This is a genomic window from Streptomyces gamaensis (assembly GCF_042656465.1).
GTDB lineage: Bacteria > Actinomycetota > Actinomycetes > Streptomycetales > Streptomycetaceae > Streptomyces > Streptomyces gamaensis.
The window spans coordinates 109,571-134,080 of the sequence record NZ_JBHSPB010000018.1 but is presented as its reverse complement, the minus strand read 5'-3'; the positions used below and the strand labels follow the sequence as shown (position 1 = coordinate 134,080).

Annotated in this window: 15 protein-coding genes; 11 read left to right on the top strand and 4 right to left on the bottom strand. The window is 74.4% G+C overall.

The annotated features are described in order from the left end of the window. Positions 1-25 precede the first annotated feature (25 nt). The 9 genes from ACFP1Z_RS25835 to ACFP1Z_RS25795 all read left to right on the top strand — a co-directional run bounded on the left by ACFP1Z_RS25835 (position 26) and on the right by ACFP1Z_RS25795 (position 9,471). Entirely contained in the window at positions 26-691 is a 666-nt protein-coding gene (locus tag ACFP1Z_RS25835; protein WP_390319890.1) for a SigE family RNA polymerase sigma factor, read from the top strand. Beyond that, positions 688-1,947, top strand: a complete 1,260-nt coding sequence (locus ACFP1Z_RS25830) for a hypothetical protein (protein ID WP_390319888.1) — start codon at positions 688-690, stop codon at positions 1,945-1,947. The genes ACFP1Z_RS25835 and ACFP1Z_RS25830 overlap by 4 nt, the downstream gene beginning before the upstream one ends. Before the next feature lie 43 nt (positions 1,948-1,990). Next, positions 1,991-2,809, top strand: coding sequence for an SURF1 family protein (locus tag ACFP1Z_RS25825; protein WP_390319887.1), 819 nt, complete (start codon positions 1,991-1,993; stop codon positions 2,807-2,809). 198 nt (positions 2,810-3,007) lie between these two features. Next, positions 3,008-3,802 (top strand): class I SAM-dependent methyltransferase, encoded by a 795-nt coding sequence (locus ACFP1Z_RS25820; protein WP_390319886.1) that lies wholly within the window; start codon positions 3,008-3,010, stop codon positions 3,800-3,802. Positions 3,803-3,812: 10 nt separating this feature from the next. Beyond that, a complete protein-coding gene (locus tag ACFP1Z_RS25815) occupies positions 3,813-4,712 on the top strand; it encodes an FAD binding domain-containing protein (protein WP_465269287.1) in 900 nt (299 codons plus the stop codon). After that, on the top strand, positions 4,703-5,224 hold the full coding sequence (locus ACFP1Z_RS25810; RefSeq protein WP_390319883.1) for a (2Fe-2S)-binding protein: 522 nt from the start codon (positions 4,703-4,705) through the stop codon (positions 5,222-5,224). The genes ACFP1Z_RS25815 and ACFP1Z_RS25810 overlap by 10 nt, the downstream gene beginning before the upstream one ends. After that, entirely contained in the window at positions 5,221-7,524 is a 2,304-nt protein-coding gene (gene pucD, locus ACFP1Z_RS25805) for a xanthine dehydrogenase subunit D (RefSeq protein WP_390319882.1), read from the top strand. The genes ACFP1Z_RS25810 and pucD overlap by 4 nt, the downstream gene beginning before the upstream one ends. Then, positions 7,517-8,689 carry an XdhC family protein gene (locus ACFP1Z_RS25800; protein WP_390319880.1) on the top strand — a complete coding sequence of 391 codons (1,173 nt, stop codon included), beginning with the start codon at positions 7,517-7,519 and terminating at the stop codon, positions 8,687-8,689. Before pucD ends, ACFP1Z_RS25800 begins: the two co-directional genes overlap by 8 nt. Continuing rightward, positions 8,686-9,471 (top strand): class I SAM-dependent methyltransferase, encoded by a 786-nt coding sequence (locus ACFP1Z_RS25795; RefSeq protein ID WP_390319878.1) that lies wholly within the window; start codon positions 8,686-8,688, stop codon positions 9,469-9,471. Before ACFP1Z_RS25800 ends, ACFP1Z_RS25795 begins: the two co-directional genes overlap by 4 nt. 3 nt (positions 9,472-9,474) lie before the next feature. Here ACFP1Z_RS25795 and ACFP1Z_RS25790 read toward each other — a convergent pair whose 3' ends face one another. Then, positions 9,475-9,789 (bottom strand): ArsR/SmtB family transcription factor, encoded by a 315-nt coding sequence (locus ACFP1Z_RS25790; RefSeq protein WP_390319876.1) that lies wholly within the window; start codon positions 9,787-9,789, stop codon positions 9,475-9,477. Between the two features lie 86 nt (positions 9,790-9,875). Between ACFP1Z_RS25790 and ACFP1Z_RS25785 the strand changes: the two genes are divergently transcribed. Continuing rightward, on the top strand, positions 9,876-11,354 hold the full coding sequence (locus tag ACFP1Z_RS25785) for an MFS transporter (protein WP_390319874.1): 1,479 nt from the start codon (positions 9,876-9,878) through the stop codon (positions 11,352-11,354). A gap of 141 nt (positions 11,355-11,495) precedes the next feature. Here the strand turns inward: ACFP1Z_RS25785 and ACFP1Z_RS25780 are convergent, their stop codons facing one another. The 3 genes from ACFP1Z_RS25780 to ACFP1Z_RS25770 all read right to left on the bottom strand — a co-directional run bounded on the left by ACFP1Z_RS25780 (position 11,496) and on the right by ACFP1Z_RS25770 (position 17,821). Then, positions 11,496-14,585, bottom strand: a complete 3,090-nt coding sequence (locus ACFP1Z_RS25780; protein WP_390319873.1) for a helix-turn-helix transcriptional regulator — start codon at positions 14,583-14,585, stop codon at positions 11,496-11,498. 469 nt (positions 14,586-15,054) lie between these two features. Next, a complete protein-coding gene (locus ACFP1Z_RS25775) occupies positions 15,055-15,534 on the bottom strand; it encodes a hypothetical protein (protein ID WP_390319871.1) in 480 nt (159 codons plus the stop codon). A gap of 505 nt (positions 15,535-16,039) precedes the next feature. Then, positions 16,040-17,821 carry a S9 family peptidase gene (locus ACFP1Z_RS25770; RefSeq protein WP_390319904.1) on the bottom strand — a complete coding sequence of 594 codons (1,782 nt, stop codon included), beginning with the start codon at positions 17,819-17,821 and terminating at the stop codon, positions 16,040-16,042. A gap of 463 nt (positions 17,822-18,284) precedes the next feature. On the opposite strand from ACFP1Z_RS25770, the gene ACFP1Z_RS25765 reads away from it, so the two are divergent. Next, on the top strand, positions 18,285-24,470 hold the full coding sequence (locus ACFP1Z_RS25765; protein WP_390319870.1) for a DUF5979 domain-containing protein: 6,186 nt from the start codon (positions 18,285-18,287) through the stop codon (positions 24,468-24,470). Positions 24,471-24,510 lie beyond the last annotated feature (40 nt).

The following is a 24,510-nucleotide window of genomic DNA, read 5'->3' as shown; positions in this document are numbered from 1 at the left end:
ATGGGGGGAAGCGTGTCCAACAGGCGTGGCAGAGGTCATCAGCATCACGAGCGCCCCGGGGCGCGGCGCGGGCGTGGTGCGCCCGCGTCCCCGTACGCCGGGCGGTATGCCGGTGATCGCTCCCTGGCCGACGCCGTCCTCGGTGCACCCCGCCCAGCTGCCGCAACAGCGCGGGGACGCTGACGAGGCGATGGCAGCGGGCACCACAGTCGACCATCTCACCGAGACCTACCGCGCCCACTACCGGTCGCTCCTCGGCCTCGCCGCGCTCCTGCTCGACGACACCGCGTCGTGCGAGGACGTGGTGCAGGAGGCGTTCATACGCGTGCACTCCGCGCGCAAGCGGGTGCGCGACCCCGACAAGACCCTCGCCTATCTGCGGCAGACTGTCGTCAATCTCTCCCGCTCGACGCTGCGCCGCCGCATCCTCGGCCTGAAGCTGCTGTCCAAGCCGATGCCCGACATGGCCAGCGCCGAAGAGGGTGCGTACGAACAGCTGGAGCGCGACCAATTGATCACTGCGATGCGCGGGCTGCAGCGCCGCCAGCGCGAGGTCCTCGTGCTGCGCTACTTCGCCGACATGACCGAGGCCCAGGTCGCCGAGACCCTGGGGCTGTCCCTCGGTTCCGTCAAGGCGTACGGCTCGCGCGGCATCGCGGCGCTCCGCGTCGCCATGGAGGCTCCGGCATGAACCACCACCCCCGCCAGGACGGCACCGGGCCCGGCCGCCGTCCTGAGGACGACCCGTCGAGTCCACCAGGTGGCCGGGATTCCGCTTCTGCTTCCTCCGGCTCTGCCGCTTCCCCCGGTGCCGAGGGTTCCTCCGGTCCTGTCGACTCCGGCCCTGCCGACTCCGGCGACGAGGAAGCCCTGCGCCGGCTGCTGCGCGGTGCCGTCGACGGCCTCGAACCCTCCCAGGACGCGCTGGAGCGGCTGCGGCACGCCGTGCCCGTCCGGCGTGCCCGCCGCCGTCAGGCCCTGGTCGGCGCCGTCGCCGCGCTCGTCCTGGGCGGTACGGCCCTGCCCGCGCTCGTCCACGTCGCCTCCACCGGCGGCGCCGACGACGAGCGCGCCACCACCAACACCGCGAGCAGCCGGCACACCGAGCGGGAGAACCGGGCCGACGGACGGTCCGGCGGCGTCGCCCGCGACGGCGGCAGCCCCCGTCCGCAGACCTCCGGCGGCAGCCCCGGCGCGAAGTCCGAGCCCCCGCACACCGACGCGGGCGGCGCGCAGGGCGGCAGCGGCCGGCCCACCCCCTCCGGGCCGCCGGCGATGACCGTGCCGGACCCGTCGGTGAGCACCTTCGCCCCGGTCTCGCCCACCTGTGACCGCGATCAGCTCGGCAACGGCACCGCCGCCGTCGGCCCCGCCGACAAGGACGGCCGCGTCTACGGCGCGTTCCGCGTCACCAATGTCTCGGGCAGCGTGTGCACGGTCGCCGGGCCCGGCACCGTCGCCGCCACCGCGCGCGGCGGCGCGAACGGCACCGCGGGCGCGCACGTGCCGGTCGTCGACCACACCTCCGGCGACGCCGCGACCGGGCTGCCCGACCCCACCGCGGGCGACGGCAAGGTCATCCTGCGGCCGGGGCAGGCGTACGAGGTCAAGTTCGCGTGGATCCCCTCCGGCGGGCCGGGCAGCTGCTCGCAGTCCGGCGACGGCGGCGCGAGCCCGGCCCCCAGCCCGAGCGCGGCCCCGCCCGCGGTGGCCTCCGGGAACGCGTCCTCCGCCTCCGGCAGCGGCACCGCCTCCGGCGGCGAGCAGGAGCAGCAGCGGCCGGGCCACCAGGTCCGGCCGGTCACCGACGACCCCAAGCCCCCGCCGTCGGGGAGCGTCGTCCTCAGCCACACCCCGGACGGCGGCGAACCCTCCGCCGCCGACGCCCGGATCAACGAGACCTGCCCGGGGACGGTGTACCGGACGGGGCCGCTGCCGGCCTCGTAGGGGTCCGTGCGGGGCACGCCCGGCGTGCCCGTACCGTGGGGGTGTGTATCGGTTCCTGCTGACTCCCCGCTGGTGGGGGCTCAACGTCTTCGCCGTGGTGTCCATCGTCTTCTGCCTGTTCATGGGCACCTGGCAGCTCGGCCGCTTCGAGTCGCGCGTCGACACCCACCGCGAGCAGCAGACGCAGGCGGACGAGGCCAAGGCGGCCGCCGCCGAACCGCTGGCGGAGCTGCTGCCGGTCACCACGAAGACCTCCGGCCGCCGGGCGAGCGCGAGCGGTGTCTACGACACCGGGCACCAGCTGCTCGTCCCCGACCGCACCCTCGACGACCGCAAGGGCTTCTACGTCCTCACCCCGCTGCGCACCGACGACGGCAAGGCCCTGCCCGTCGTGCGCGGCTGGCTGCCGGGTGACGCGGGCTCCGCCGCCGACACCGCCGCCGTGCCCGCCCCGCCCGCCGGGCACGTCACCGTCACCGGCGCCCTGCAGCCCTCCGAGAGCGCGGGCAGCAAGGGCGTGCACGCCGCCGGCGGGCTGCCCGAGGGACAGCTCGGCATGATCAGCACGGCCTCGCTGGTGAACCTGGTGCCGTACGACGTGTACGACGCGTGGATCACCGCCTCCGACGCGCAGGGCGCGCTGCGGCCCGTACCGGCCGCCGCCCCGCCCAACAGCGGACTCGACCTCAAGGCGTTCCAGAACCTCGGCTACACCGGCGAGTGGTTCGTCTTCGCCGGGTTCGTCGTCTTCATGTGGTTCCGTCTCTTCCGCCGTGAGGCGGAGGCGGCCCGTGACGCCGCCCTCGGGATCACGGCGGAGGGCGCGGCCGCCGACGACTCCGCGAAGCCGGCGCACTCCTGAGAAGACACGCTCCTGGGAAGCTGACGCACTCCTGAGCTTTGTTGTTTCGGTGGCGGGCGGCAAAGAGTCCGGGGGATGTTACGGGGCAGTCCGTGATCCATTCGCCTTCGCACACACGGAATGGTGGAGTCCGGCGCCTGGTGATCCGTGACGATCGACGCGAGGGGCGCCGTCCGTCCGGCACGAGGAGACGTCCCCATGGCGCACGAAGTCCCTGAGCAGCAGCGAGGCACCGGTCACGACGACCTGCAGTACGACCGGATCGGCGAGGACTACGAGCGCTCCAAGGAGCTGCCGCTGACCCGCTACGTGGAGCGCCCGGGCGTCCTCGGGCTGCTGCGCGACGTACGCGGCAAGAGCGTGCTCGACCTGGCCTGCGGCACCGGCGTCTACAGCCGCCACGCGCGCCGGCTCGGGGCGCGCCGTGTCCTCGGCGTCGACATCTCCCCGAAGATGATCGAGGTCGCCCGCACGCACGAGGAGCAGGACCGGCTCGGCGTGCTCTACGCCGTCGGCGACGCCGCCGAACTGCCGCCGCTGGGCGCCTTCGACCTGGTGCTCGCGATCTACCTGTTCAACTACGCGGACTCCCCCGCGACCCTGGAGCGCATGGCGCGCGCCTGCGCGGACAACCTGTGCGAGGGCGGCGAGTTACGCGCGTTCATGGCGCGGCCCGGCTTCGACTTCTCGCGGCCCGTGCCGCAGGCGTACGGCTTCTCCTTCGAGCAGGAGGAGACCCTGGAGCACGGCAGCCGCGTCCGCGTCTCGGCCTCCGGCGAGCGGCCGTTCAGCTTCAGCGCGTACCTGCCGGACGCCGACGTCATGGAGGAGGCGTTCACGGCCGCAGGCTTCGAGGACTTCTCGTGGGCGTCGCTGGAGCCCTCCGTGGACGGGGTGCTGGAGTACGGGCCCGGGTTCTGGGACGAGTTCACGGCCAACCCGACGTGGACGGTCTTCCGCGCCCGCAAGGCCGGCCCCGGCGCGGGGAGCTGAGGCCGCCGTGGTGGAGTACCTGCTGCCGCGCCGCCTGGACGAGGCGCTCCGGGCCCTGTCCGAGCGGACGGACGCCGTGCCGGTCGCGGGCGCGACCGATGTGATGGTGCGGATGAACCTGCGCGGGGAACGGCCCCCGGCGGCCCTCGACCTGAGCCGGCTGCGGGAGTTGGCCGGCTGGGCGCCCGAACCCGACGGCCGCCGGATACGGGTGGGGGCCCTGGTCCCCTACACCCGGCTCGTCGACGAACTGGCCGGCCCGCTGCCGGGCCTCGTCGCCGCCGCCCGCACCGTCGGCTCCCGGCAGATCCGCAACCGGGGCACCCTCGGCGGCGCCCTCGGCACGGCCTCGCCCACCGGCGACGCGCACCCGGCGCTGCTGGCCTGCGACGCGCGGGTCGAGCTGTCCTCGGTGCGGGGCGTACGGACCGTTCCCGTCGCGGACTTCTACGCCGGCCCGCACCGCACCGTCCGCCGCCCGGAAGAACTGATCACCGCCGTGCTGCTGCCCGTGGCCGAGGCACCGCAGACCTACGCCAAGGTGGGCCGCCGGGGCGCCGTCGTGATCTCCACGTGCTCCTTCGCGCTCGCGCTGTGGCCCTCGCGCGGCGAAGTGGGCACCGGCATGGGCGCGGTGGCCGACACGCCCCGGCGCGCCGTGGAGGCCGAGCGCTTCCTCGGCGGGGAGCTGTCCTCGCGCGGGCTGTGGCATACGCGCGGCCCGCTGCCCGAGGCCGTCGTGCGGCGCTTCGGCGAACTCGCCGCCGCCGCGGCCGATCCGGCCGACGACGTACGGGGCACGGCCGCCTACCGCCGCCACGCGGTGGGCGTACTCGCCCGGCGCACCCTCGCGCGGGCGTGGCAGGACTACCGGACGGATCAGGGGACTTGGGGGATCGCGTGCGCCTGACACTGACGGTCAACGGCAAACAGCACGAACTCGACGACGTGCCGGGACACGAGAGCCTGCTGCGCGTACTGCGGCAGCGGCTGGACCTGCCCGGCGCGAAGAACGCGTGCGAGCAGGGGCAGTGCGGTTCCTGCTCGGTGCACCTGGACGGCGAACTGGTCTGCGCGTGCCTGGTGCCGGCGGCGCAGGCACGGGACTGCTCGGTGGTCACGGTGGAAGGACTCGCCGACGAAGGACAGCCGCACCCGGTACAGGAGGCCTTCCTGAAGGCGGGCGCCGTGCAGTGCGGCTTCTGCACGCCCGGCATGGTGATGGCGACGGTGGACCTGCTGCGCCGCGACCCGAACCCGTGCGCGGCCACGGTACGGGAGGGTCTCGCGGGGAACTTGTGCCGGTGCACGGGGTACCAGCACATTTTTGATGCGGTGGGGCTGGCGGCCGGCGAAGCGGGAGAGGGCGGCGGAGCCGTTCGTGACGGTGCCGTGGCGGGTTCCGCAGGCGGTGACCGGTGAGCGCGTACCGGCCCGTGCGGCCGGCTCGTGGTCGGGACGGTGTCGGTGAGAGCACCCCGCGGCCCGACGGGCCCGCCAAGGTGCGCGGCGCCTATCCCTATTCTTCCGATCTGACCGCGCCCGGCATGCTGTGGGGCACCACCGTGCGCAGCCCCCATCCGCACGCCCGGATCCGGGGCGTCGACATCGCACCGGCCGCGGAACTCCCTGGGGTGCGCGCCGTGTTGACCCACCGGGACGTTCCCGGTCGCAATCTGCACGGGTCGATGGTCGTCGACCAGCCCGTCCTCGCCGAGGACCTCGTGCGCTACCAGGGCGAGCCGGTCGCCGTCGTCGCCGCCGAGGACCCGGAGACCGCGCGCCGCGCCGCCGCGCTCGTCCGCGTCGACTACGAGGTGCTGGAGCCTGTCTCCGACGCCCGGGCCGCGCTCGCGCCGGACGCCGTACTGCTGCACCCGGGCGGCAATCTGCTGCGGCACGTCCCGCTGCGGCGCGGCGCCGCGCAGCGCGGTGAGGAGCTGACGGCCGAGGTCGTCGTGCGCGGCACGTACGAGGTCGGCATCCAGGACCAGGCGTTCCTCGGGCCCGAGTCCGGGCTGGCCGTCCCCCGGCCGGACGGCGGGATCGAACTGCACGTCGCCACGCAGTGGTTGCACGTCGACTACGCGCAGGTGGTCGCCTCCCTCGGCCTACCGGAGGAGAAGGTGCGGCTGCGGCACGCGGGGGTCGGCGGCGCGTTCGGCGCGCGTGAGGATCTGTCGATGCACGTGCACGCGTGCATGCTCGCGCTGCGCACCGGCCGGCCCGTGGCGATGTGCTACACGCGCGACGAGTCGTTCGTCGGCCACGTCCACCGGCACCCCGCCCGGATGGAGCTGGAGCACGGCGCGACGCGGGACGGCCGGCTCGTCTACGTCAAGGGCGAGATCGTCCTCGACGGCGGCGCGTACTCGTCCAGTTCGCCGGCGGTCGCCGGCACGGTCGCCACGTGCGGCGTCGGCCCGTACGAGGTGCCCGACGTGCAACTGGACGTGCGCGTCGTGTACACCAACAACCCGCCCTGCGGGGCCATGCGCGGTTTCGGCGCGGTGCAGACCTGCTTCGGCTACGAGTCGCAGATGGACCGGCTCGCGCGCGAACTCGGCATGGACCCGGTCGAGTTGCGGATGCGCAACGCCGTGGGGCAGGGGTCGGCGATCGCCAACGGGCAGGTGCTCGACCACCCGGCGCCGGTCGCGGAGCTGCTGCGGCGGGTGCGGGACCTGCCCCTGCCGGACGCTTCCGCCGCTCCCGGCGACGCCCATCTGGCCGGGACGGCCGCGGGTGACGGCAGCCACGTCGTGCGCGGGGTCGGGTACGCGGTCGGCTTCAAGAACGTGGGTTTCGTGGAGGGTTTCGACGACTACTCCACCGCCCGCGTGCGGCTGGAGTGCGCGGACGGCCGGGTCCGGGCCGTGGTGACGAGCGCCGCCGCCGAGGTCGGCCAGGGCCTGGTGACCGTCAAGGCGCAGATCGTCCGCACCGAACTGGGCGTGGAGGAGGTGGAGGTCGAGCACGGGGACAGCACGTTCGGCGACTCCGGGCCCTCGTCCTCCTCCCGGCAGACCTACGTCACCGGCGGCGCCGTCAAGGCGGCGGCGGAGCGGGTCCGGGTGCGGGTGCTCCGGCGCGCCGACGAACTCCTCGGGCGGACGGGCGCGGCGGCCGGACTCGCCGGCGGCTTCGTCACCGACGCCGCCGGGCGGGTGCTGATGGACCTGGTCAAGGTCCTCGACGAACAACCCGTCGAGGAGACCGCCGAGTTCCACCACCGGCCCACCCAGCCACTGGACCCCGCGACCGGCCAGGGCGACTCCGTCTTCCAGTACGCCTTCGGCGCGCACCGGGCCGTCGTCGACGTCGACGTCGAGCTGGGACTCGTCCGCGTCGTGGAACTCGCGAGCGCCCAGGACGTCGGCAAGGCGGTCAACCCGCTGGCGCTGCGCGGGCAGATCCACGGCGGCACCGTGCAGGGGATGGGGCTCGCGCTCATGGAGGAGATCCGCGTCGAGGACGCGAGGATCCTCAACCCCTCCTTCACCGACTACCTGCTGCCCACGGCGCTGGACGTGCCGCCCATGCGGGTGGAGGTGCTGGAACTGGCCGATCCCCACGCGCCGTACGGGGTGCGGGGGGTGGGCGAGCCGCCGAACATCTCCAGCCCGGCCGCCGTCGCGGCCGCCGTACGGGCCGCCACCGGCCGGGACCTGTGCCGGATACCGGTGCGGCCCGAGGACGTGGCGGGGGTCGGCGATGGATGAACTCGCGGCCGTGCTGCGGCGCTGGTACGCGGCCGGGGAGCCGTTCGGCCTCGCCACGGTCGTCGCGGTGCGCGGCAGCGCGCCCCGGCGGCCGGGCGCGGTGCTCGCGGTGGGGCCCGGCGGCGAGGCCGCCGGCAGCGTCTCCGGCGGCTGCGTCGACTCCGAGGTCTACGAACTGGCCCGGCGCGCCGCACGGGGCGCCCCGCCGGTGCTCGCCGAGTACGGCGTGAGCGACGAGGACTCCTTCGCGGCGGGGCTGACGTGCGGGGGAACGCTGGAGGTCCTGGTGCGACGGGTGGTGCCGGGGGAGGAGCCGGGGCTCGCGGGGGTGCTGGGGGAGGGGGAGTCGGCGGTCGTCACGTGGCTGGGGAGTACGGGCGCGGAGGCCGATGCCGGTGCCGGTTCGCGTAGCTCCCCGGCGCTCGGCGCGTCCCTCGTCGTACGTCCCGGCTCGTACTCCGGTACGTACGGCGCCCCCGGCGCCGAGCGTGCCGCTGTCGCCGCCGGGCGGGAGATGCTCGCGCACGGGAGGACCGGAGTGCGCGAACTCGCGCTGGCCGAGGGGACGGTGCGGGTGTTCGTACGGTCCTTCACCGCGCGGCCGCGCATGCTCGTCTACGGCGCCGTCGACTTCGCGGCGGCGCTCGCGCGCATGGGCGCCTTCCTCGGCTACCGGGTGACGGTGTGCGACGCGCGCCCCGTCTTCGCTACGCGCGAGCGGTTCCCGGCCGCCGACGAGGTCGTACGGCAGTGGCCGCACGAACACCTGGCCGCGGCCGCCGTCGACGCCCGGACCGTGGTGTGCGTGCTCACGCACGAGGAACGGTTCGACGTGCCGCTGCTGCGGACCGCCCTGCGGCTGCCGGTCGCCTACGTGGGGGCGATGGGTTCGCGCCGTACGCACGAGGAGCGGCTGCTGCGGCTGCGGGAAGCCGGGCTCACCGAGAGGGAGTTGGCGCGGCTGCGCTCGCCCATCGGGCTGGATCTGGGCGGGTCGACGCCCGAGGAGGCGGCCGTGTCCATCGCCGCCGAGATCGTCGCGGCCCGGCACGGGGGGACCGGGCTGCCGCTGCGGACGGTGTACGGGCCGATCCACAGGAGCGCGGGGGACGAAGGACTGGCAGGAAGCGTGTGCGGTATGCACAACGAAAGGGAAATGCTGTGACTCAAGAGCAGTTTGCGACGGACGAGCAGGGCCAGGCGGCCGGAGCCGGCGGCGCCGGGCAGCAGTACGACGCGATCGGCGCCCGCTGGGAGGACGCCCGCTCGCTGCCGACCGTCCACCCGGAACGTACGAGCTTCCTGGAGCTCGTCGGCGACGTGAGCGGACGCGACGTCCTGGACCTCGCGTGCGGAGACGGCTTCTACACGCGGGAGTTCAAGCGGCGGGGCGCCGCCCGCGTCGTGGGCGCGGACATCTCCGAGAGCATGACCGAGGCCGGGCTCGCGGCGGAGCGCGTGGAGCCGCTGGGCGTGGAGTACGTGACCGCCGACGCGGCCGGGCTGCCCGACATCGGCGGCTTCGACCTGGTGACGGCGGCCTATCTGCTCAACTACGCGCGGGACGCCGGGAACCTGACGGCCATGTGCCGGGCCGCGGGGGAGCGGCTGCGGCCCGGGGGCCGCTTCCTCGGGGTGACGCAGAACCCCCGCTTCTCCTTCACCGGCCCCGAACCGGCCCCGTACGGCTTCACGTTCTCGCCGCTGGAGGCGACCGCCTTCGGCACCCGGATCCGGGTGACGGCCGCGCTGACGCCGCCGATCCACTTCGAGACGACGCTGATCCGGGCGGACGTCTACGAAGCGGCCTTCCGGGCGGCCGGGTTCACCGAGGTGGCGTGGGTGCCGCTGCGGGTGCCGGAGGACGCGGTGGCGCGGTTCGGGGCGGAGTACTGGGAGGGGTTCGCGCAGAACCCGCCGATCGTGATGTTCGCCGCGTCCCGGTAACGCCTAGCCGACACGCGCCAGTTGCGGTGGCTGGATCTCCGCCAGCAGGCCCTGGAGGCCGGTCAGCGCGCCCGGCCGTACCGAGTAGCAGATCTGCACGCCCCGGCGGCGGGTGACGACCAGGCCCGCCTCGCGCAGCACCTTCAGATGCTGGCTGATCGTCGGCTGGGTCACGTCGAAGAGTTCCGTGAAGTCGCAGGCGCACGTCTCCGGTGCCGCCGCGAGGGCCCGCATGATGCCCAGCCGCACGGGGTGTCCGAGCGCGCGGAACATCCCCACGGCCGCCATGTCGTCAGCGTCGTCAGCAGTGTCGGTCACGTTGACAGCGTATCAGGTGGCGTCTATATAGTGACTACCCTAAATAGAAAGTTGGCTATGCATCCCATGCGTCGATCGGAGAACCGATGACCGAGAAGACCGAGGCCCCTCCGTCGGATCCGGCGGAGCAGAGCGGCGGCGTGCTCTCGCCCAAGTACCGTGCGCTGTCCTTAGGGTTGATCACCTCCGTCACGCTGGTGGCCTTCCTGTGGCTCGGCGTCGCCACCGTGCTGCCGCAGGCGGCGGAGGACCTCGACGGGGTGCACCTCTTCGGCTGGGCGTTCACCGCGTTCATGCTCGCCAACCTCTTCGGCACCGTCGCCGCCGGACAGGGCGCCGACCGCAGCGGCCCGACCCGCCCGTACCTCCAGGCGTTCGTGGTGTTCGTCGTCGGCTGTGTCGTCGCCGCCATCGCCTCGAACTGGTACATCCTGCTGCTCGCCCGCGCCCTGCAGGGGCTCGGCGTCGGTGGCGTGCTGGCGCTGGCGTACCTGATCGTCGGCCGCGCCTACCCCGACGAGCTGCGCGCCCGCATGCTCGCGCTCGTCGCCTCCGCGTGGACGCTGCCCGCGCTGCTCGGCCCGGCCATCGCCGGTGCCATCGCCTCCGCGACGAACTGGCGCATCGTCTTCCTCGTGCTGGTGCCGCTGGTGCCGGTGGGCGTGCTGCTGACGCTGCCCGCGCTGCGCAAGCTCACCCCCGCCGAGGGCCCGACGGGCGGCAACCGGCTGCCGCTGACGCTGCTGCTCGTCATCGGCGTCGGCGCGCTGCTGGCCGGCCTGGAGAACCGCAACATCGCCGTGCTCGCCGGGCTCGTCGTGGTCGGTATCGCGATCACCCTGCCCGTACTGAACAAGCTGCTGCCCGCCGGCACGCTCACCGCCCGCCGGGGCATGCCCGCCGGCATGATCGTGCGCGGTCTGGTCAGCGCCGCCTACTACGGCGGCGAGTCCTTCTTCCCGCTGAGCATGACCCGCGTCCTCGGGCTCAACACCCTCGGCTCCGGACTCGCGCTGTCCGCCGGCGCGCTGACCTGGGTCACCGGCGCCTGGCTCCAGGCCAAGCTCGACACCCGCAGCGGCGGCAAGGGCCGGCACGCGCGCGTCGTCCTCGGCTTCGTGCTGCTCGTCGCCGGTGACGCGCTCATCGCCCTCGCGGTCGGCACGGACCTCAAGAGCGTGCCGATCGCCGTCGTCGGCTGGGCCGTCGCCGGTCTCGGCATGGGCTTCGTCTACCCCGCCGTCACCACGATCGTCCTCTCGCTCGCCCCCAAGGGGCAGGAGGGCTCGGCCTCCTCCAGCCTCCAGCTGTGCGAGACGCTCTCCGTCGCCGTGATGACCGGCCTCGGCACCGCGATCACCGCCTACGGCTCCTCCCACGACTGGGCCGACAGCCGGGGCCTCGGCCTGATCTACGTGATCGCGGCGGTCTGCGCGCTGCTGGGCATCGCGGCCGGACTGCGGACGGCGGTCCGCAAGCTCTCCGGCGTGGGCGCCGGCGAGGACGGCGCGGCTCCGGCCGACGCCGTACGGGAACAGACGGCGGAGCCGGAGCGCACGGCGTAGCAGCAAGTGCCGGCATAGCAGCAGGCGCCGGCGTAGCAGCAGGCGCGTACGGACGGCCGCGTGCGGACGGCCGTGGCCGTGCCCGTACTTCCCGACCCCCGGGACCGGTGATCCCCCGCGCCGGTCCCGGGACCGGGTGCGTCAGACGGCCGCCATGTCGCCGTCGTGACAGCCCGGATCCCACCCGCAGGCCTCCGCCAGTTGCGCGAAGTGGTCCGTCAGACCCGAGCGGCCCGGCACCGACAACTTCCGGTAGACACGGCTGAGATGGAGCTCCACCGTCCGCTGCGTCACGAAGAGCTTCCCGGCTATCTCCCGGTTCGTGAACTTCGCGGCCGCCATGTGCGCCACCCGCCGCTCCGTCGGCGTGAGCGCCTCCACCCCGACCTCCGTCAGCCGCCTCGGCCGGGCCCCCGCCACCAGCAGCTCCTGGCGGGCCGTACGCGCCTGCACCGTCGCCCCGCACTGCTCGGCCAGGGACTGCGCGCGCCGCAGATGGTCACGGGCCTCGCCCAGCCGGCTCGACTTGCGGGCGTGGATGCCCAGGTCCGTCAGGGAACGCGCCAGGTCGAGCCGGGCCGAGGACTCCTCCAGCACCTCGACGGACTCCCGCAACGCCCGCTCCCCGGCCGGGCCCTTGGTCAGCAGCCCGGAGACGCGCAGGGCCCGGCCGAGCGCGCGCCGGCCGCCCCAGCGGCGGGCACGGCACAGCTCGTCACCGACGAGCGCCTTCGCCGCGTCGCGCTCGCCGAGCGCGTCGTGCAGCAGCGCCGCCTCCGAACGCCACGAGAGCACCGACGGGTTGAACTGGCCCGCCGCGCTCAGCCGGCGGCCGCACTCCAGCAGGTCGACCAGGCCCGCCTGCGGATAGCCGCAGGCGGCCCGCAGCCGGCCCCGGTGGAACAGCAGCGCGGCCCAGCTCGCCCCCTGAGGCAGCTCACCGTCCAGGCCCAGCTCGGACAACAGGCCGTTGGAGGCCCGCAGTTCGTCCTGCTCGACGAACGCGGCCACGGCCGCCGCCACCGCCTGGCCGGTCGCGCTCCAGTGCCCGGCCGGCGCGGACTCCCCGGGGCGCAGGGCACTGCGCGCGTCCTCCAGCGTGCCGGGGATGTCACCGATGCGGTAACGCACTTCGGCGCGCATCCCGTACGCCGTCGTCAGCAGGGTGCGCGAGCCCTCCGCCTGCGCACGCTCCAGGATGGCCTCGGACTCCTCCAGCGCCAGGTCGAGTTCGTCCGCGCGGGCCAGCACCTGCACCGGCACCGTACGCGTCGCGATACGCCGGCCCAGGCTCGCGTGCTCCTCCTGCAGGGCCTGCCGGGCCTGGCGCACCGCCTGCTCGCGCCGCTCCCCCCGCCGGGTGGCGCGCAGCGCGGCCAGGCTCAGCCGGGTGTGCCGCTCACCGGGCGTGGCGATCACATCCAGCGGCAGCGGCTCGGTCACCCCGGCGCAGTCCGCCTCCGTGCCCGCGTCCCCCGACAGCTCCAGCTCGCGCAGCAGGCACCGCTCGGCCCGCAGGGCGTCCGCGCCGCGCTCCCGGGCACGCCGCAGCCCCGGGCCCTCCCGCTCGTCCCGGCTCTCCTCGGCCTCGGCGATGCCCCCCAGCAGCACCCGCTCGGCCTCCTCGGCGTCGCCCAGGAAGTGCAGGGCGTGCGCGATGGACAGGCGGATCTCGACGCGGTCGGCCTGATCGGGGTGGAGGGCGAGCGCCCTGCGCAGATAGTCCACGGCCGCGACCGGGTCCACGGACAGCTCGATCTGCCCGAGCGTGCGCAGCAGCTTGCCCTGGCACAGGCCCTCGCACTCCTCCAGACCACGCTGCAGATACGCGTGGGCCTGCTCGGTGTCGCCCCGCTGCATCGCCTCGCCGGCCGCCGCGCACAGCACCGTGCACGTCCAGTGCAGGCCCAGGCGGCTGCGTACGAGCAGCAGTTGCCCGGCCACGCGCTCGGCGGGCTCGGCGCTCTCCTGGAGCAGCTGCGCGGCCCGCGCGTGCATCGCGTCGCGGCGGCTGGGCGGGATCCGGGCCAGCACGGCCGCCCGCAGCAGCGGCTGCGCGAAGCGCACGATCCCGGGGCGGTCCGCGTCCGGGCCGGCGCCGGCGCCCGTGGTGCCAGTGCCCGTGGTGCCGGTGATTCCCGCCATGCCGGTGATGCCGGCGATTCCTGTGACAGCCGTGATGCCCGCGTCGCCGCTGTGGGTCAGCGCGCCCGCGCGGACCAGGGATTCCACCAGATCGGCAGCCCGCAGCCCGTCCAGGCCCGGCAGCCGGGCGATCATGTCGGCGGTCGCGGCGCCGTCCAGGACCGCGACGGACTGCAGCACCGTCGCGGCGCCCGGGTAGGCGTGCTCGTAGCGGGGCAGCAGCGTGTCCGCGACCTCCACCGGGGCGAGCTCCGCGATCCGGGCCGCCGCCGGGCGCTCGGGCCGCAGCCCGCGCAGCCGCATGGCGCGGAACAGGGAAGTGAGGAGGTAGGGATTGCCGCCGGTGGCCTCCTGGCAGGCGGCGAGGAAAGAAGCGTCGGGCGAGCGCCCGAAGGACTGCGCCGCCAGCTCGGCCGCCGCCCCGTCGGACAGCCCGCCCAGCAGCGTCCGGTGCCGGAAGGACGAGAGCACCTCGGCGAGCACCGGCTCGCCGCTGGTCTCGCCCAGCGCCACCGTCGCCACGATCGCGACCGGCATGCTCTCCAGACGCGCCATCAGATAGCCCAGGCAGCGCAAGGACGCGGTGTCCGCCCACTGCAGGTCGTCCACGGCCAGCAATAACGGCGTCCCCGTGGCCAGCAGCCGGGCCAGCGGATGCAGCGCGTCCGAGGAGGCCCGGGGGTCGGGATCGTGCGGCGACGGGCAGTTCAGATGCCCGCTCCGCCGCCCGCCGCCGCCTGGCCCCGGGCAGCGGTCGGCCCCAGCGGACGGCCCGGCCGCCGGCGCTGTCCCGGTGGCCCCCGGGACCACCGGGGTCACCGAGGTCGCTGCGGTTTCCGCGGCCTCTGTGACCTTCGCGGCCTCCGTGGTGAGAATGCTGCGGGCCCCGGCCATGAGCTGCTGGGCGATGCCCAGATCGAGGCCCTGCTCGGACGCCCGCGCCCGCGCGGTCAGCAGATGCAGCCCGTGCTCGGCGGCGGCGTCCATGGCGGAACGCAGCAGCCCCGTGCGCCCCGTGCCGGCGGTGCCCTCGATGAGCACACTCTGCCCGCGGCCGCCGGCAGCGGATTTCAGGATGTCGTGCACGCGTGTGACCTCCCCGTAGGACGGCCGGGGAGCCCCGGCCCCCGCCGCCGGTCGATCATTGTCACGCCAGGGCCTGGGTAGTGATGTCCGTGGGGCGGCCCGGCCGTGGAATCGTCAACCAATGTGAACTGCCCGGCTGATGGCGGTTCACGCTGGCTGACCGTGACATGAGAACTGACCCTAACTTGAGAGTTGGAGCTGTTCAACCGTGGGACGAATGTGAATTGGGCGGACGTTTGGTGAACAACTTGCCCTGAGGGGAAGTGGGGTTGGGCGATCCTGATGAGGGGGAGAGTGAGGGGGAAGGCCAGGGGGAGGACTGCGGCGAGGGGCGACGGCGAGGACTACGGCGAGGACTACGGCGAGGACTACGGCGAGGACAGGGTGGAGGGGGGTGGCGCACCGTGCCCCGGCTCGTGCTCTCGCCTTTGCCCTTGCTCCTCGCCTGGGATGCGGCGTGCCCGGCCGGTCAAGCAGGGGACGGGCGCGGGGACTTGCGGGCGTACTGCTCCAGCTCGCGGAGCTGACGGATCATGTCCGCCGCGATCCGCTTCCCCTCCGGCGAGAGCGCCGCGAGATCCCCCAGCAGATACGCCGCGCTCACCCCCGCGTCCGCCATCGCCCGGTCGAGCCCCCGTTCGGCCAGCACCCCCTCGTCGATCATCCGGCGCGCCACGTCGTCCTCCGTGAAGTACGACACCGGAACCTCGAAGTACGCCGCCAAGGCACGCAGATGACGCAGCGTCGGATTTGTGCGCTCCCCCCGGTGCAGCTGCCACAGATACGCGCCGGAGAACGTCTCGCCCGACCGCGCGGCTATCCGTGCCGCCAGCACCTTGTAGGACGGCTTGTCGTCCCCGTCGAACCCGGCTCGCGCCCGGAGCAGATGGTCGAGCTTCTCCGCGACCGTCATCCGGTGCGGCCCCGGGACGTACTCCTCGTCGCTCATCGACTGCCAACCCCCTCTGCACGGCACCTCTGCACGGCACTGGTCCAGACCGCCCGCATCGTGCCGGAGACCGGTACCCGCCGGAACTGTTTCCGCCGGTCATTTGGGCCACAACCTTAACTACGCCGCCCACACCCCCGATCCCGCCCCGCACGGCACCGGCCGGTGGATCGCGCGGCCGGCACCGGGCGGGGCCGGGTGCCGGGTGGTCCGGCGGGCCACGCGGTCCCGGGGCGGCGGCGGGCGGTCCCGCTGCGGGGGCCGCCGATGTGGCGGGGCCGGTTCCCTGCGCCGCCCGGCGGGCTGTGCAGTCGGCGCCGGGCCGGGGGGCGCGGTGCTGGGCGGCCACCCGGTGGCGCCGTGCGCCCCCGAGCGCGGGCCCCGCGCACCCGGAGGCGGCGCCCCCGCGTTCCCGTCCGGCACCGGCACCGGCACCGGCACCGGCACCGGCATGGGCACCCGCATCCGCACCGGCCGGCGTCAGCCGGCCCCGTACCGGGGCTGCTCAGCGGAGCAAATGGCTCTCCGCGAAGGCGATTTCCAGCCGGAGCTGTTTGACTCGCTCCTCCACCACCAGCGAGCCGTGCCCCGCGTCGTAGCGGTACACCTCGTGCGGATGGCCGCGTTCGGTGAGCCGCTGGACGTAGTTGTCGATCTGCCGGATCGGGCAGCGCGGGTCGTTGACCCCCGCCGAGATGTAGACCGGGGCGCGCACCGCGTCGACGTACGTCAGGGGCGACGACGCCCGGTACCGCTCCGGCACTTCCTCCGGCGTGCCGCCCAGCAGCGTGCGGTCCAGGGCCTTCAGCGCCTCCATCTCGTCGTGATAGGCCGTCACATAGTCGGCGACCGGCACGGCCGCCAGGCCCACCGCCCAGGCGTCCGGCTGTGTACCGAGCCCCAGGAGCGTCAGATAGCCGCCCCACGAGCCGCCCGCCAGCACGAGCCGTCGCGGGTCGGCGAGCCCGGAGGAGACGGCCCACTCCCGCACCGCCGCGATGTCCTCCAGCTCGATCAGGCCCACCCGGTGCTTGAGCGCGTCCGTCCACTCGCGCCCGTAGCCCGTGGAACCGCGGTAGTTGACCCGCACCACCGCGAAGCCGTGGTCCACCCAGGCCGCCGGCCCGGCCGCGAACGCGTCGCTGTCGTGCCAGGTCGGGCCGCCGTGAATGTCGAAGACGGTCGGGAACGGCCCCTTGCCCGCGGGCTGTTGTACCAGCGCGTGCACCGGACCGCCGGGGCCCTCCACCCACACGTCGGTCACCGGCACCGAGTCCGGGGCCCGGCCGATGCCGCCCGGCAGCGGCGGCGGGTCCAGGACGAGGCGCCCGTCCGTGGACCGCACGGCCGGCGGCTTCTGCGCCGAGGACCACAGGAACTCCACCGTCCCGTCCGGGCGCGGCAGTGCTCCCGAGACCGTGCCCGCCGGGGTGTCCAGCCGGGTCAGCTCCCCGCTCGCCAGCTCGTAGCGCCACAGCTCGCTGCGCGCCTGGTAGTCGTGCTCGATCAGCAGCGCGGAGCCGTCGGGGAACCAGGTGGCGTCCAGGTCGCCGGGCAGGTCGAGGGCCAGCGAGGTCTCCTGGCCCGTCGCCGCGTCCCACAGCATCGGCTCCCAGCGGCCGCGCCGCTGATGCCCCACGAGCAGCCGGGTGTCCCCGTCCACCGGCGCGAAGCCCATGACCGACAGTCCCAGCTCCTGCGTGCCGCCCCGGGTGTCGTCCAGCTCCGTGACCGTCGCGCCGTCGGCCGTCACGATGCGGATCGCCGAGTGCATGGCGTCGCCGTGCTCGGTGTGCTCGATCGCGATGAGCGAGCCGTCGTGCGAGAGGGCGCCGACCTCGGCCGACTCCTCGTGCCGGTAGATCTCCACCGGCTCGGCACCGGGCCGCGCCACATGGATCGTCGAGCCGCCCTTGTCCGTGGAGCGGCCCACGACCGCCGTGCCGTCCCGGCCCAGCGCGAGCCCGCCCGGATAGGACGGCTCCAGCCCGGGCGTCGCCGGCTCGTCCGGCCCGCCGTGGAAGGGCTGGCGCATCCACACGCCGAACTCGTCGCCATCGGTGTCGGAGAACCACCAGATCCACTCGCCGTCCGGGGACAGCGTCCCGCCCGTCGTGCCGTTCGGGCGGTCCGTGGCCCGGCGCTGCTCCCCGGTCGCGCGGTCCCACGCGTACAGCTCGAAGGTGCCCGTCACGTTCGAGACGAACAAGGAGCGGTCGGGGGCGTCCTCCGCCCATTTCGGCAGCCCCACCCGGGGCGCCCGGAACCGCTTCTCCCAGTCGGGCATGGACCCGGCGTCCGCCGTGCCCCCCGAAGTGCCCTGCTTCCCCGGCTCGTTCTTCCCCGGCTCGTTCGCCATCGGCCCGTTCCCTTCGTGCTCGTGTCCCGCCGGCCCGTCTTCTCCGCGCGCGCCCGGCGCGCCCCGCCCGGGCCCTGTCGCCCCGTAGCTCTCCGCCATGGCCCCATTCTGCGCTGCCGCGCCGACACCGTGCGGGGCCCGGCCCCAAGCTGTGGACGGCCCCGAATATGTGGACAAGCCCCTCACCCGTGAGCGGGAACGAGCGGCCCCGGGGCTGACACCGGACACCGGCCGGACCCCCCACCGATCCCGACTGCCCCCGCCATCAGAGTGCAATTCGTATTAAAACACCCTAAAAGTCGACAAGAAGTCCTGTCTCCCATGTGAGCCTGGCTCCGACGACCGCGCCCCGCGCGATACCCGGCACGCCGCCCAGGCCCGAGGAGAAGGCATGCAGAAGTCCGTCCTGCGCGCTGTCTTTTCGCTGGTCGTGATCGGTGCCGTCGCCGTCGCCGTGCCCACCGGCGTCTTCGACGGCGACGAGCGCCCCGCCGACGCCGAGGTCGGGATCCGCGCGCGCGTCAGCGCGGCGGGGGCGCCGCTCGAACCCGGCCGCGCCTTCGAGTACGGACTCACCGCCACGTGCTCCTCCCTCACCGTGGCCTGCGTCAACGCCGTCGTCGAGGACACCCTGCCCGCCGGTTTCGAGATCACCTCGCTGCCCCGCACCACCGACTCCCGGCAGGTCGCCTACGACGCGGGCAGCCGCAGGCTGACGGTCCGTTACCGCGAGGCGCTGCCCGGGCCGCCCAACCCCAGCGGCTCGGTGGGACTGCCCGCCGGGGCCGGCCGGGACCTCGCGATCGGGATGCGGGTGCCCGCCGAGACCACCCTCGACGACGGCACGAGCGTCGAGAACGCCCCCGCCGTCTCCGCCGACAACGCCGAGCAGAAGTCCGCCGCCGCGCGGGTACGCGTCCGCGTCCCGCGCCAGGTGCGCACCGCGACCACCGTGAAGTGGGCGGACGGCTCCGCCGTGGCCCGGTCCGGCGCCGAGTCCGCCGTCACCCTCGGCGCCCGCAACGCCTCCTCGCCCTCGGCCCGCGTCACCGCGCTCACCACGGACGACACCGCCCGCGACGCCTACGACGCCTTCGACGTGAAGGCCCTCGGCCCCGTACGCCGCTTCCCGGCCGGCACCGACCGCGTCCGCGCCCTCGTCTGCGTCAAACCGCTCAACTCGCCCTGCGCGGACAAGGAGTTCACCGCCGGCCCGTACTCCTCCGGCCCCGAGGTCCCCCTGCCGGACGGCGTCGCCCCGGACCGGATCACGGGGGTGCGCTTCGCCTTCGACTCCGAGGACGGCGACACCCTCCCGTACGACCCCAAGGGCGGCGAGGCCGACGTCAAGGTCGGACTGCGCGACACCCTGCGCTCCACCGGCGCCCCGCTCACCCCCGCCGCCCGCCGCCGGGTGAACTGGTGCGCGGCCACCACGGCCCGGGACGCGGACAGCGGGAAACCGGTCACCGGACCGCCGACCTGCGCCGGATTCGACGTCCTGCCGCACGTGGCCACCGTGCAGGGCACCACGAGCTACTTCTCCGACGCCGACGGCAACTACGTCGCCGACGGCACCGCCGTCACCGGCACCAGGGCCCCCGTCTCCATGGTTACCGGCGCCCGCAACACCTCCTCGTTCCCCGTCGCCGCGCTCACCGTCACCGAGCCGGCGGCCGGCGCGCGCGGGGACTTCGCCCGGTTCGACACCGGAGCCCTGCGCGTGGAGTTCCCCGCCGGGGCCAGGTCCGCCACCGTCGGCGTCGTCTGCCGGGGCGGCGCCCGCCCCGCGCCGCTCCAGCTCAGCGGACCGCCCGCGCGCCAGGACGTGCCCGCCACGGGCTGCCCGCCGGGAGCGCCCCCCAGCCAGGTCACCGCCACCTTCCACGGCACCGACGCCGCCGGCCACGGCACCATCCGCACCGACGCCCTCGCCACCCTCTCCCTGCACGGCACCCTCAACGACCAGGGCGCGCCCGCCGATCCCCGCACCGGCATCGCCGACTGCGCCGACGTCACCGCCTCCGACCCCGTCGACGGCGCGGCCCCCGGCACCGGCACCGCCTGCGGCACGCTGCGCGTACAGAACCCGGTCAGCGACATCCGGGGCGCCGTGACCGAGAGCCAGACCGAGATCCCGCCGGACCAGCCCGTCACCCACACCCTCGACCTCGCCAACGCCGGCAACACCCCGCTCGACAGACCGGCCGTCACCGCCCCCGCCGACCCGGGCGCCTCCGGCAACCCCTTCGACGCCGTACGCCTGACCAAGCTCGCCGTCACCTACCGCAACCCGGCCGGAGCGCCGGTGCAGTTGGAGGTCCTCGACCCCAACGCCCGTACCTGGGTGGCCTACAACCCCGCCGACGCGGGCCTGCTCTCGCGCGCCCGGGGCGTACGCGGCCGGCTCGCCGACGGCGCGCTGCCGCCGCAGGGCCGCTTCATGCTGGCCGCCGAGTTCGTCCGGCGCGACGGCGTCGCCGACCGGACGGGCTTCCGCGACTGCGCGCAGATCACCTCCGCCGGCAGACCCGTCGGACAGCCGTACTGCACACACCGCGACAGCATCACCGAACCCCCCAGCGGCGGCGGCACCGTCCAGACGAGCGTCTCCCCGTCCACCGTCGCCCGCGCCCTGTCCGGCGTCGCCCGGCAGCAGCCGGAAGTCCGGATCAAGGCGCTCAACACCGGCAACATCAACCTCAAGCAGCTCGTCGTCACCGATGTGGACCCCGGTTTCTTCGACGGAGTCGACTTCCAGAGCCTGACCGGCGTGACCTTCCCGCCGGGAGCCAACCGCGTCCGCGTCGACGTGTGCACCTCCAAGTGCACCGCCAGTCCCCCCGCGTTCACGCCCGGTACGACGACCGACTCCACCACTCCCGGGCTGCCGTCGGGCGTCGACCCGGGGGAGGTACGCGGCCTGCGCGTGACGTTCACCAGCGCGGGCGGCGGCCACGACCTCGTACCCGGCGAGGCCCCGCCGAGCACCGTCTGCCCCGCCACCGTCTGCTTCAAGGTCGCCGCCCGCGGCACCCCGCGCTCCGACCCCGACAAACAGATCCCCGGCCAGATCGAGAACACCGCGCAGGCCGCGGGCGAGTCCCCGCTGCAGGGCCCGGGCGAGCTGTTCGACATCGGCAGGAGCGAGGCGGCCCTGAAGGTGCAGAACGGCACCGCGCAGCTGGAGGTCGCCACCGCCCCCGACGCGCGCATCGGCCCGACGGAGGCCGCACCGTTCACCCTGACCGTGCGCAATACGGGCAACGGCCCCGTGCCGGGGCTCGTCGTCACCGACCCCGTGCCCGACCAGCTGCGCTTCGACCAGGGATACGTGGGCGACGGCGGACTGCCGTTCAAAGTGACGGCCAAGGTGCCGCCCGGCACGCCCGCGCCGCCCCCGCCCGTGTACGAGCCCGCGCGCGGGGACGACGGATCGGTGGCCAAGGCCGTGTGGCGCTGGCCGAGTTGGACCCTGTTGCCCGGAGCGGAGGTCAGGATCGCCTTCCAGGTGCGGCTGGCACCCGGCGTCCCGGCCGGTTCCGTGGCGCAGAACGCATCCGGCGCGGGCTCCGAGAGCCGCAACGACGTGAGCTGCCAGAGCCGTTCGGCAAGAGATGGCCAAGTCAGTGACGACAGCGAGAACTTCGGCCCCGGCCGCTACTGCACCTCCCGCGCCGAGGTCACCGCCCTGCCCGGCACCGGCTTCGAAGCCACCCAGTGGATCGCCGGGAACGACGCGCTGGGCTTCCACAACACCGCCACCCACCGCCACGAACCCCTGGACTCACCCGGCTGCCCCGTCCTCAAGCAGGACGGGCGCACGTACACCTCCTACCCCTGCACCGCTCTCGTGCAGCCCGGCGAGAAGTTCGACCATCTCGTCCGCGCCGTCAACACCGGTACCGACCCCGCCGTGCAACTGCGGCTGCTGAACGTGCTGCCCTACAAGGGCGATACGGGCGTCCTGCTCGGCAACCAGCAGCGCGGCACCGAGTGGGAACCCCGCCCCCGACTCGCCGGAGCTCCGCAACTGGCGGGACCCGGCACACTGGAGACCCGGTACGCCACCGTCACCAACCCCTGCTCCCCACTGCTCGACACCCCGCGCCGCGACTGCGGCCCCGCCGGATGGAACAGCGCCTACACCGAGGACGCCACCGGCGTCGCGATGACGGTCTCCTTCGGCACGCCCCTGCCGCCCGGAGGCCAGGTGTCGCTCCGGCTGCCCATGGCCGCCCCCGTGGACCTGGGCGTGCCCGGCGACCCGGCCGTCGCCTGGAGCTCCCTCGCGCACGCCGAGACCGTCGTGCGCGCCGGCAAGCCCTACGAACTGCCCGCCACCGAACCGCCCAAGGCGGGCGTCGGCATGCGCTTCGGCAACCTGCGCGTCGACAAGGTCGCCACCGACGCGCCGCCCGGCGTGAACCTCGGCCCCTATAAGGTCACTCACCGCTGCACCGTCACCCCCCAGGGCGGCACTGCGCAGATCGTCCGCGCGGGCACCTCCGACGCCACCCTGCACACCCCGGTCACCCTCACCGCCGTGCCCGCCGGAGCCACCTGTCTGGTGTGGGAGAGCGACGCGGCCGGCGCGCGCAGCAGCCACTTCGGCGAGGCGAACGCGCTGCGCGTCGTGATCACTCCGGCAGGGCCCGACGAGGAGGGCCAGCACGTCTCCATCACGGACACCTACCCCAGGGCCTCCCTGGTCGTCCGCAACCACATCACCGGGCCCGCCGCGCCCGAGGCCGCCAAGGGGCCGTTCGCCGTCCGCGTCGACTGCTCCGCGCAGGGGCAGTCGCTGCCCGGCTTTCCCAAGGACCTCACCTTCGAGCGCGCCTCCGAGCAGTCGCTGGACGGACTGCCGAACGGGGCCCGCTGCACGGCCGCCGAACCCCGTACGGGCGGAGCGAGCGCCGTCGCGGTGACCCCCACCGACTCCGCCGACCCGCACGCCGCGGTCATCGGCTCACTGCCCGGCAGAACCGCCGGGCTGACCGTCACCAACGACTTCGCCACCGGCGGCCTGCGCGTCGTCAAGAAGGTCCTGGGACCGGGCAGCCGCTACGCCGACCGCACGTTCCGCTTCCGGATCGCCTGTACGTTCAACGGGCGCCGCGACGCCGTCGTCCGTACGCTCGCCCTGCGCGCCCCGAACCTCACCGGCGAACTGCGCGACCTGCCCGCCGGGGCGGTCTGCACGGTCACCGAGACAGACCCCGGCGGCGCCGACCGCACCCCGCCGCCCGTCGGCCCCGTCACCGTCCGGCCCGGCCCTGCCGCGACCGTCAGCACGGACATCAGCAACGCGTTCTCCACCGGCCGCCTCACCCTGCGCAAGGCCGTCGACGGCGCCCCCGCCGATGCCCCCTACGTCCGCAACCTCGCCTTCGCGGTCTCCTGCGTCCGTGAGGCCGAGGGCCCTGATGGCACACCCGCCACCGCCTTCGTAGTCCGCGGGGACTACGCCCTTTCCGCCGCCAACACCCTCGAAATCCCCGCCCCGTTGCCCATCGGCACCCGCTGCTGGGCCGAACAGCGCGACACCGGCGGCGCCGCCTCCGCCACGACCGACCACGGCGACCTCGCCCACGCCGCCGTCGTCACCAAGGACACCCCCGACATCACCATCACCGCGAAGAACGGCTACCGCACCGGCACCCTGCGCCTCGGCAAGAAGATCAACGGCAACGGTGCCCGCTTCGCCGCCGGACGGAGCTACGCGCTGCTGCTGAACTGCACCCTGGAGACCGCGCCCGGCCGCACTCTCACCCTCGTCGACCGCCGCCGCTACACCTTCACCGGGACCGGCGAACACCCCGTCGACGACCTCGGCTTCCCCCTGCCGGCCGGCACCCGCTGCTGGGCCGTCGAGGCCGACACCGGCGGCGCCTCGGCCGCCACCGTCGACCACGGCGGCCCCGAACAGGCCGTGACGATCGAGGGAACGGACGACCGCACGGCCACCATCACCGCGACCAACACCTACACCCTGGGCAGGCTCACCGTCGCCAACAAGGTGACGGGCGAGGGCGACGGCGGCTATACCTTCACCGTCGACTGCGCCACGCCGCGCCCCGGCGGCGGCACCACCCCCGTCGGACTCTCCGCCGACGACAGCCGGTTCACGCTCGACGACGGCGAACGCCGCACGATCGACGCCCCGTTGGGATCCGTATGCGCGGTGCGCGAGATCGAACGGCCCAAGGGGGCGAGGACGGCGGTCGCGGACAGCGACCCGGGAACGGCGGGCAGCGCAGGCGTGGGCACGGGCCCCGACGGCCGGGGCGCGCCCGGCGCTCGCCTTCCGGGCGGCGTCGGCGGCGCGCGTACGGCGGACGACGCGCACGGTGCGGACGGCGCGCACGACGGCGTGGTGCGCATCGCCGCCAAGGCGGCCACGGTGACCGTCACCAACGCGTTCCGGGCGCCCGATCCCGTCGGCGGCCCGCAGGGGCACCCGCGTCGGCGCACGGGCGGTACCGACATGGATGTGTTCATGATGACGGGCGCGGGGCTGCTGGTGGCGGCGCTCGTGGCGGCGGGGGCGGCGGTGAGATTCCGCAGGTGGTAGGCGCGGCGGGGCGGGATCGGGCCTGTCGTGGGGAACTACG

What these genes read in the sequence shown, in the direction of transcription:
- ACFP1Z_RS25830 (WP_390319888.1), top strand. Translation starts at nt 688, where the DNA reads ATGAACCACCACCCCCGCCAGGACGGCACCGGGCCCGGCCGCCGTCCT.
- ACFP1Z_RS25820 (WP_390319886.1), top strand. Translation starts at nt 3,008, where the DNA reads ATGGCGCACGAAGTCCCTGAGCAGCAGCGAGGCACCGGTCACGACGAC.
- ACFP1Z_RS25800 (WP_390319880.1), top strand. Translation starts at nt 7,517, where the DNA reads ATGGATGAACTCGCGGCCGTGCTGCGGCGCTGGTACGCGGCCGGGGAG.
- ACFP1Z_RS25785 (WP_390319874.1), top strand. Translation starts at nt 9,876, where the DNA reads ATGACCGAGAAGACCGAGGCCCCTCCGTCGGATCCGGCGGAGCAGAGC.
- ACFP1Z_RS25775 (WP_390319871.1), bottom strand. Translation starts at nt 15,534, where the DNA reads ATGAGCGACGAGGAGTACGTCCCGGGGCCGCACCGGATGACGGTCGCG.
- ACFP1Z_RS25770 (WP_390319904.1), bottom strand. Translation starts at nt 17,821, where the DNA reads ATGCCCGACTGGGAGAAGCGGTTCCGGGCGCCCCGGGTGGGGCTGCCG.
- ACFP1Z_RS25765 (WP_390319870.1), top strand. Translation starts at nt 18,285, where the DNA reads ATGCAGAAGTCCGTCCTGCGCGCTGTCTTTTCGCTGGTCGTGATCGGT.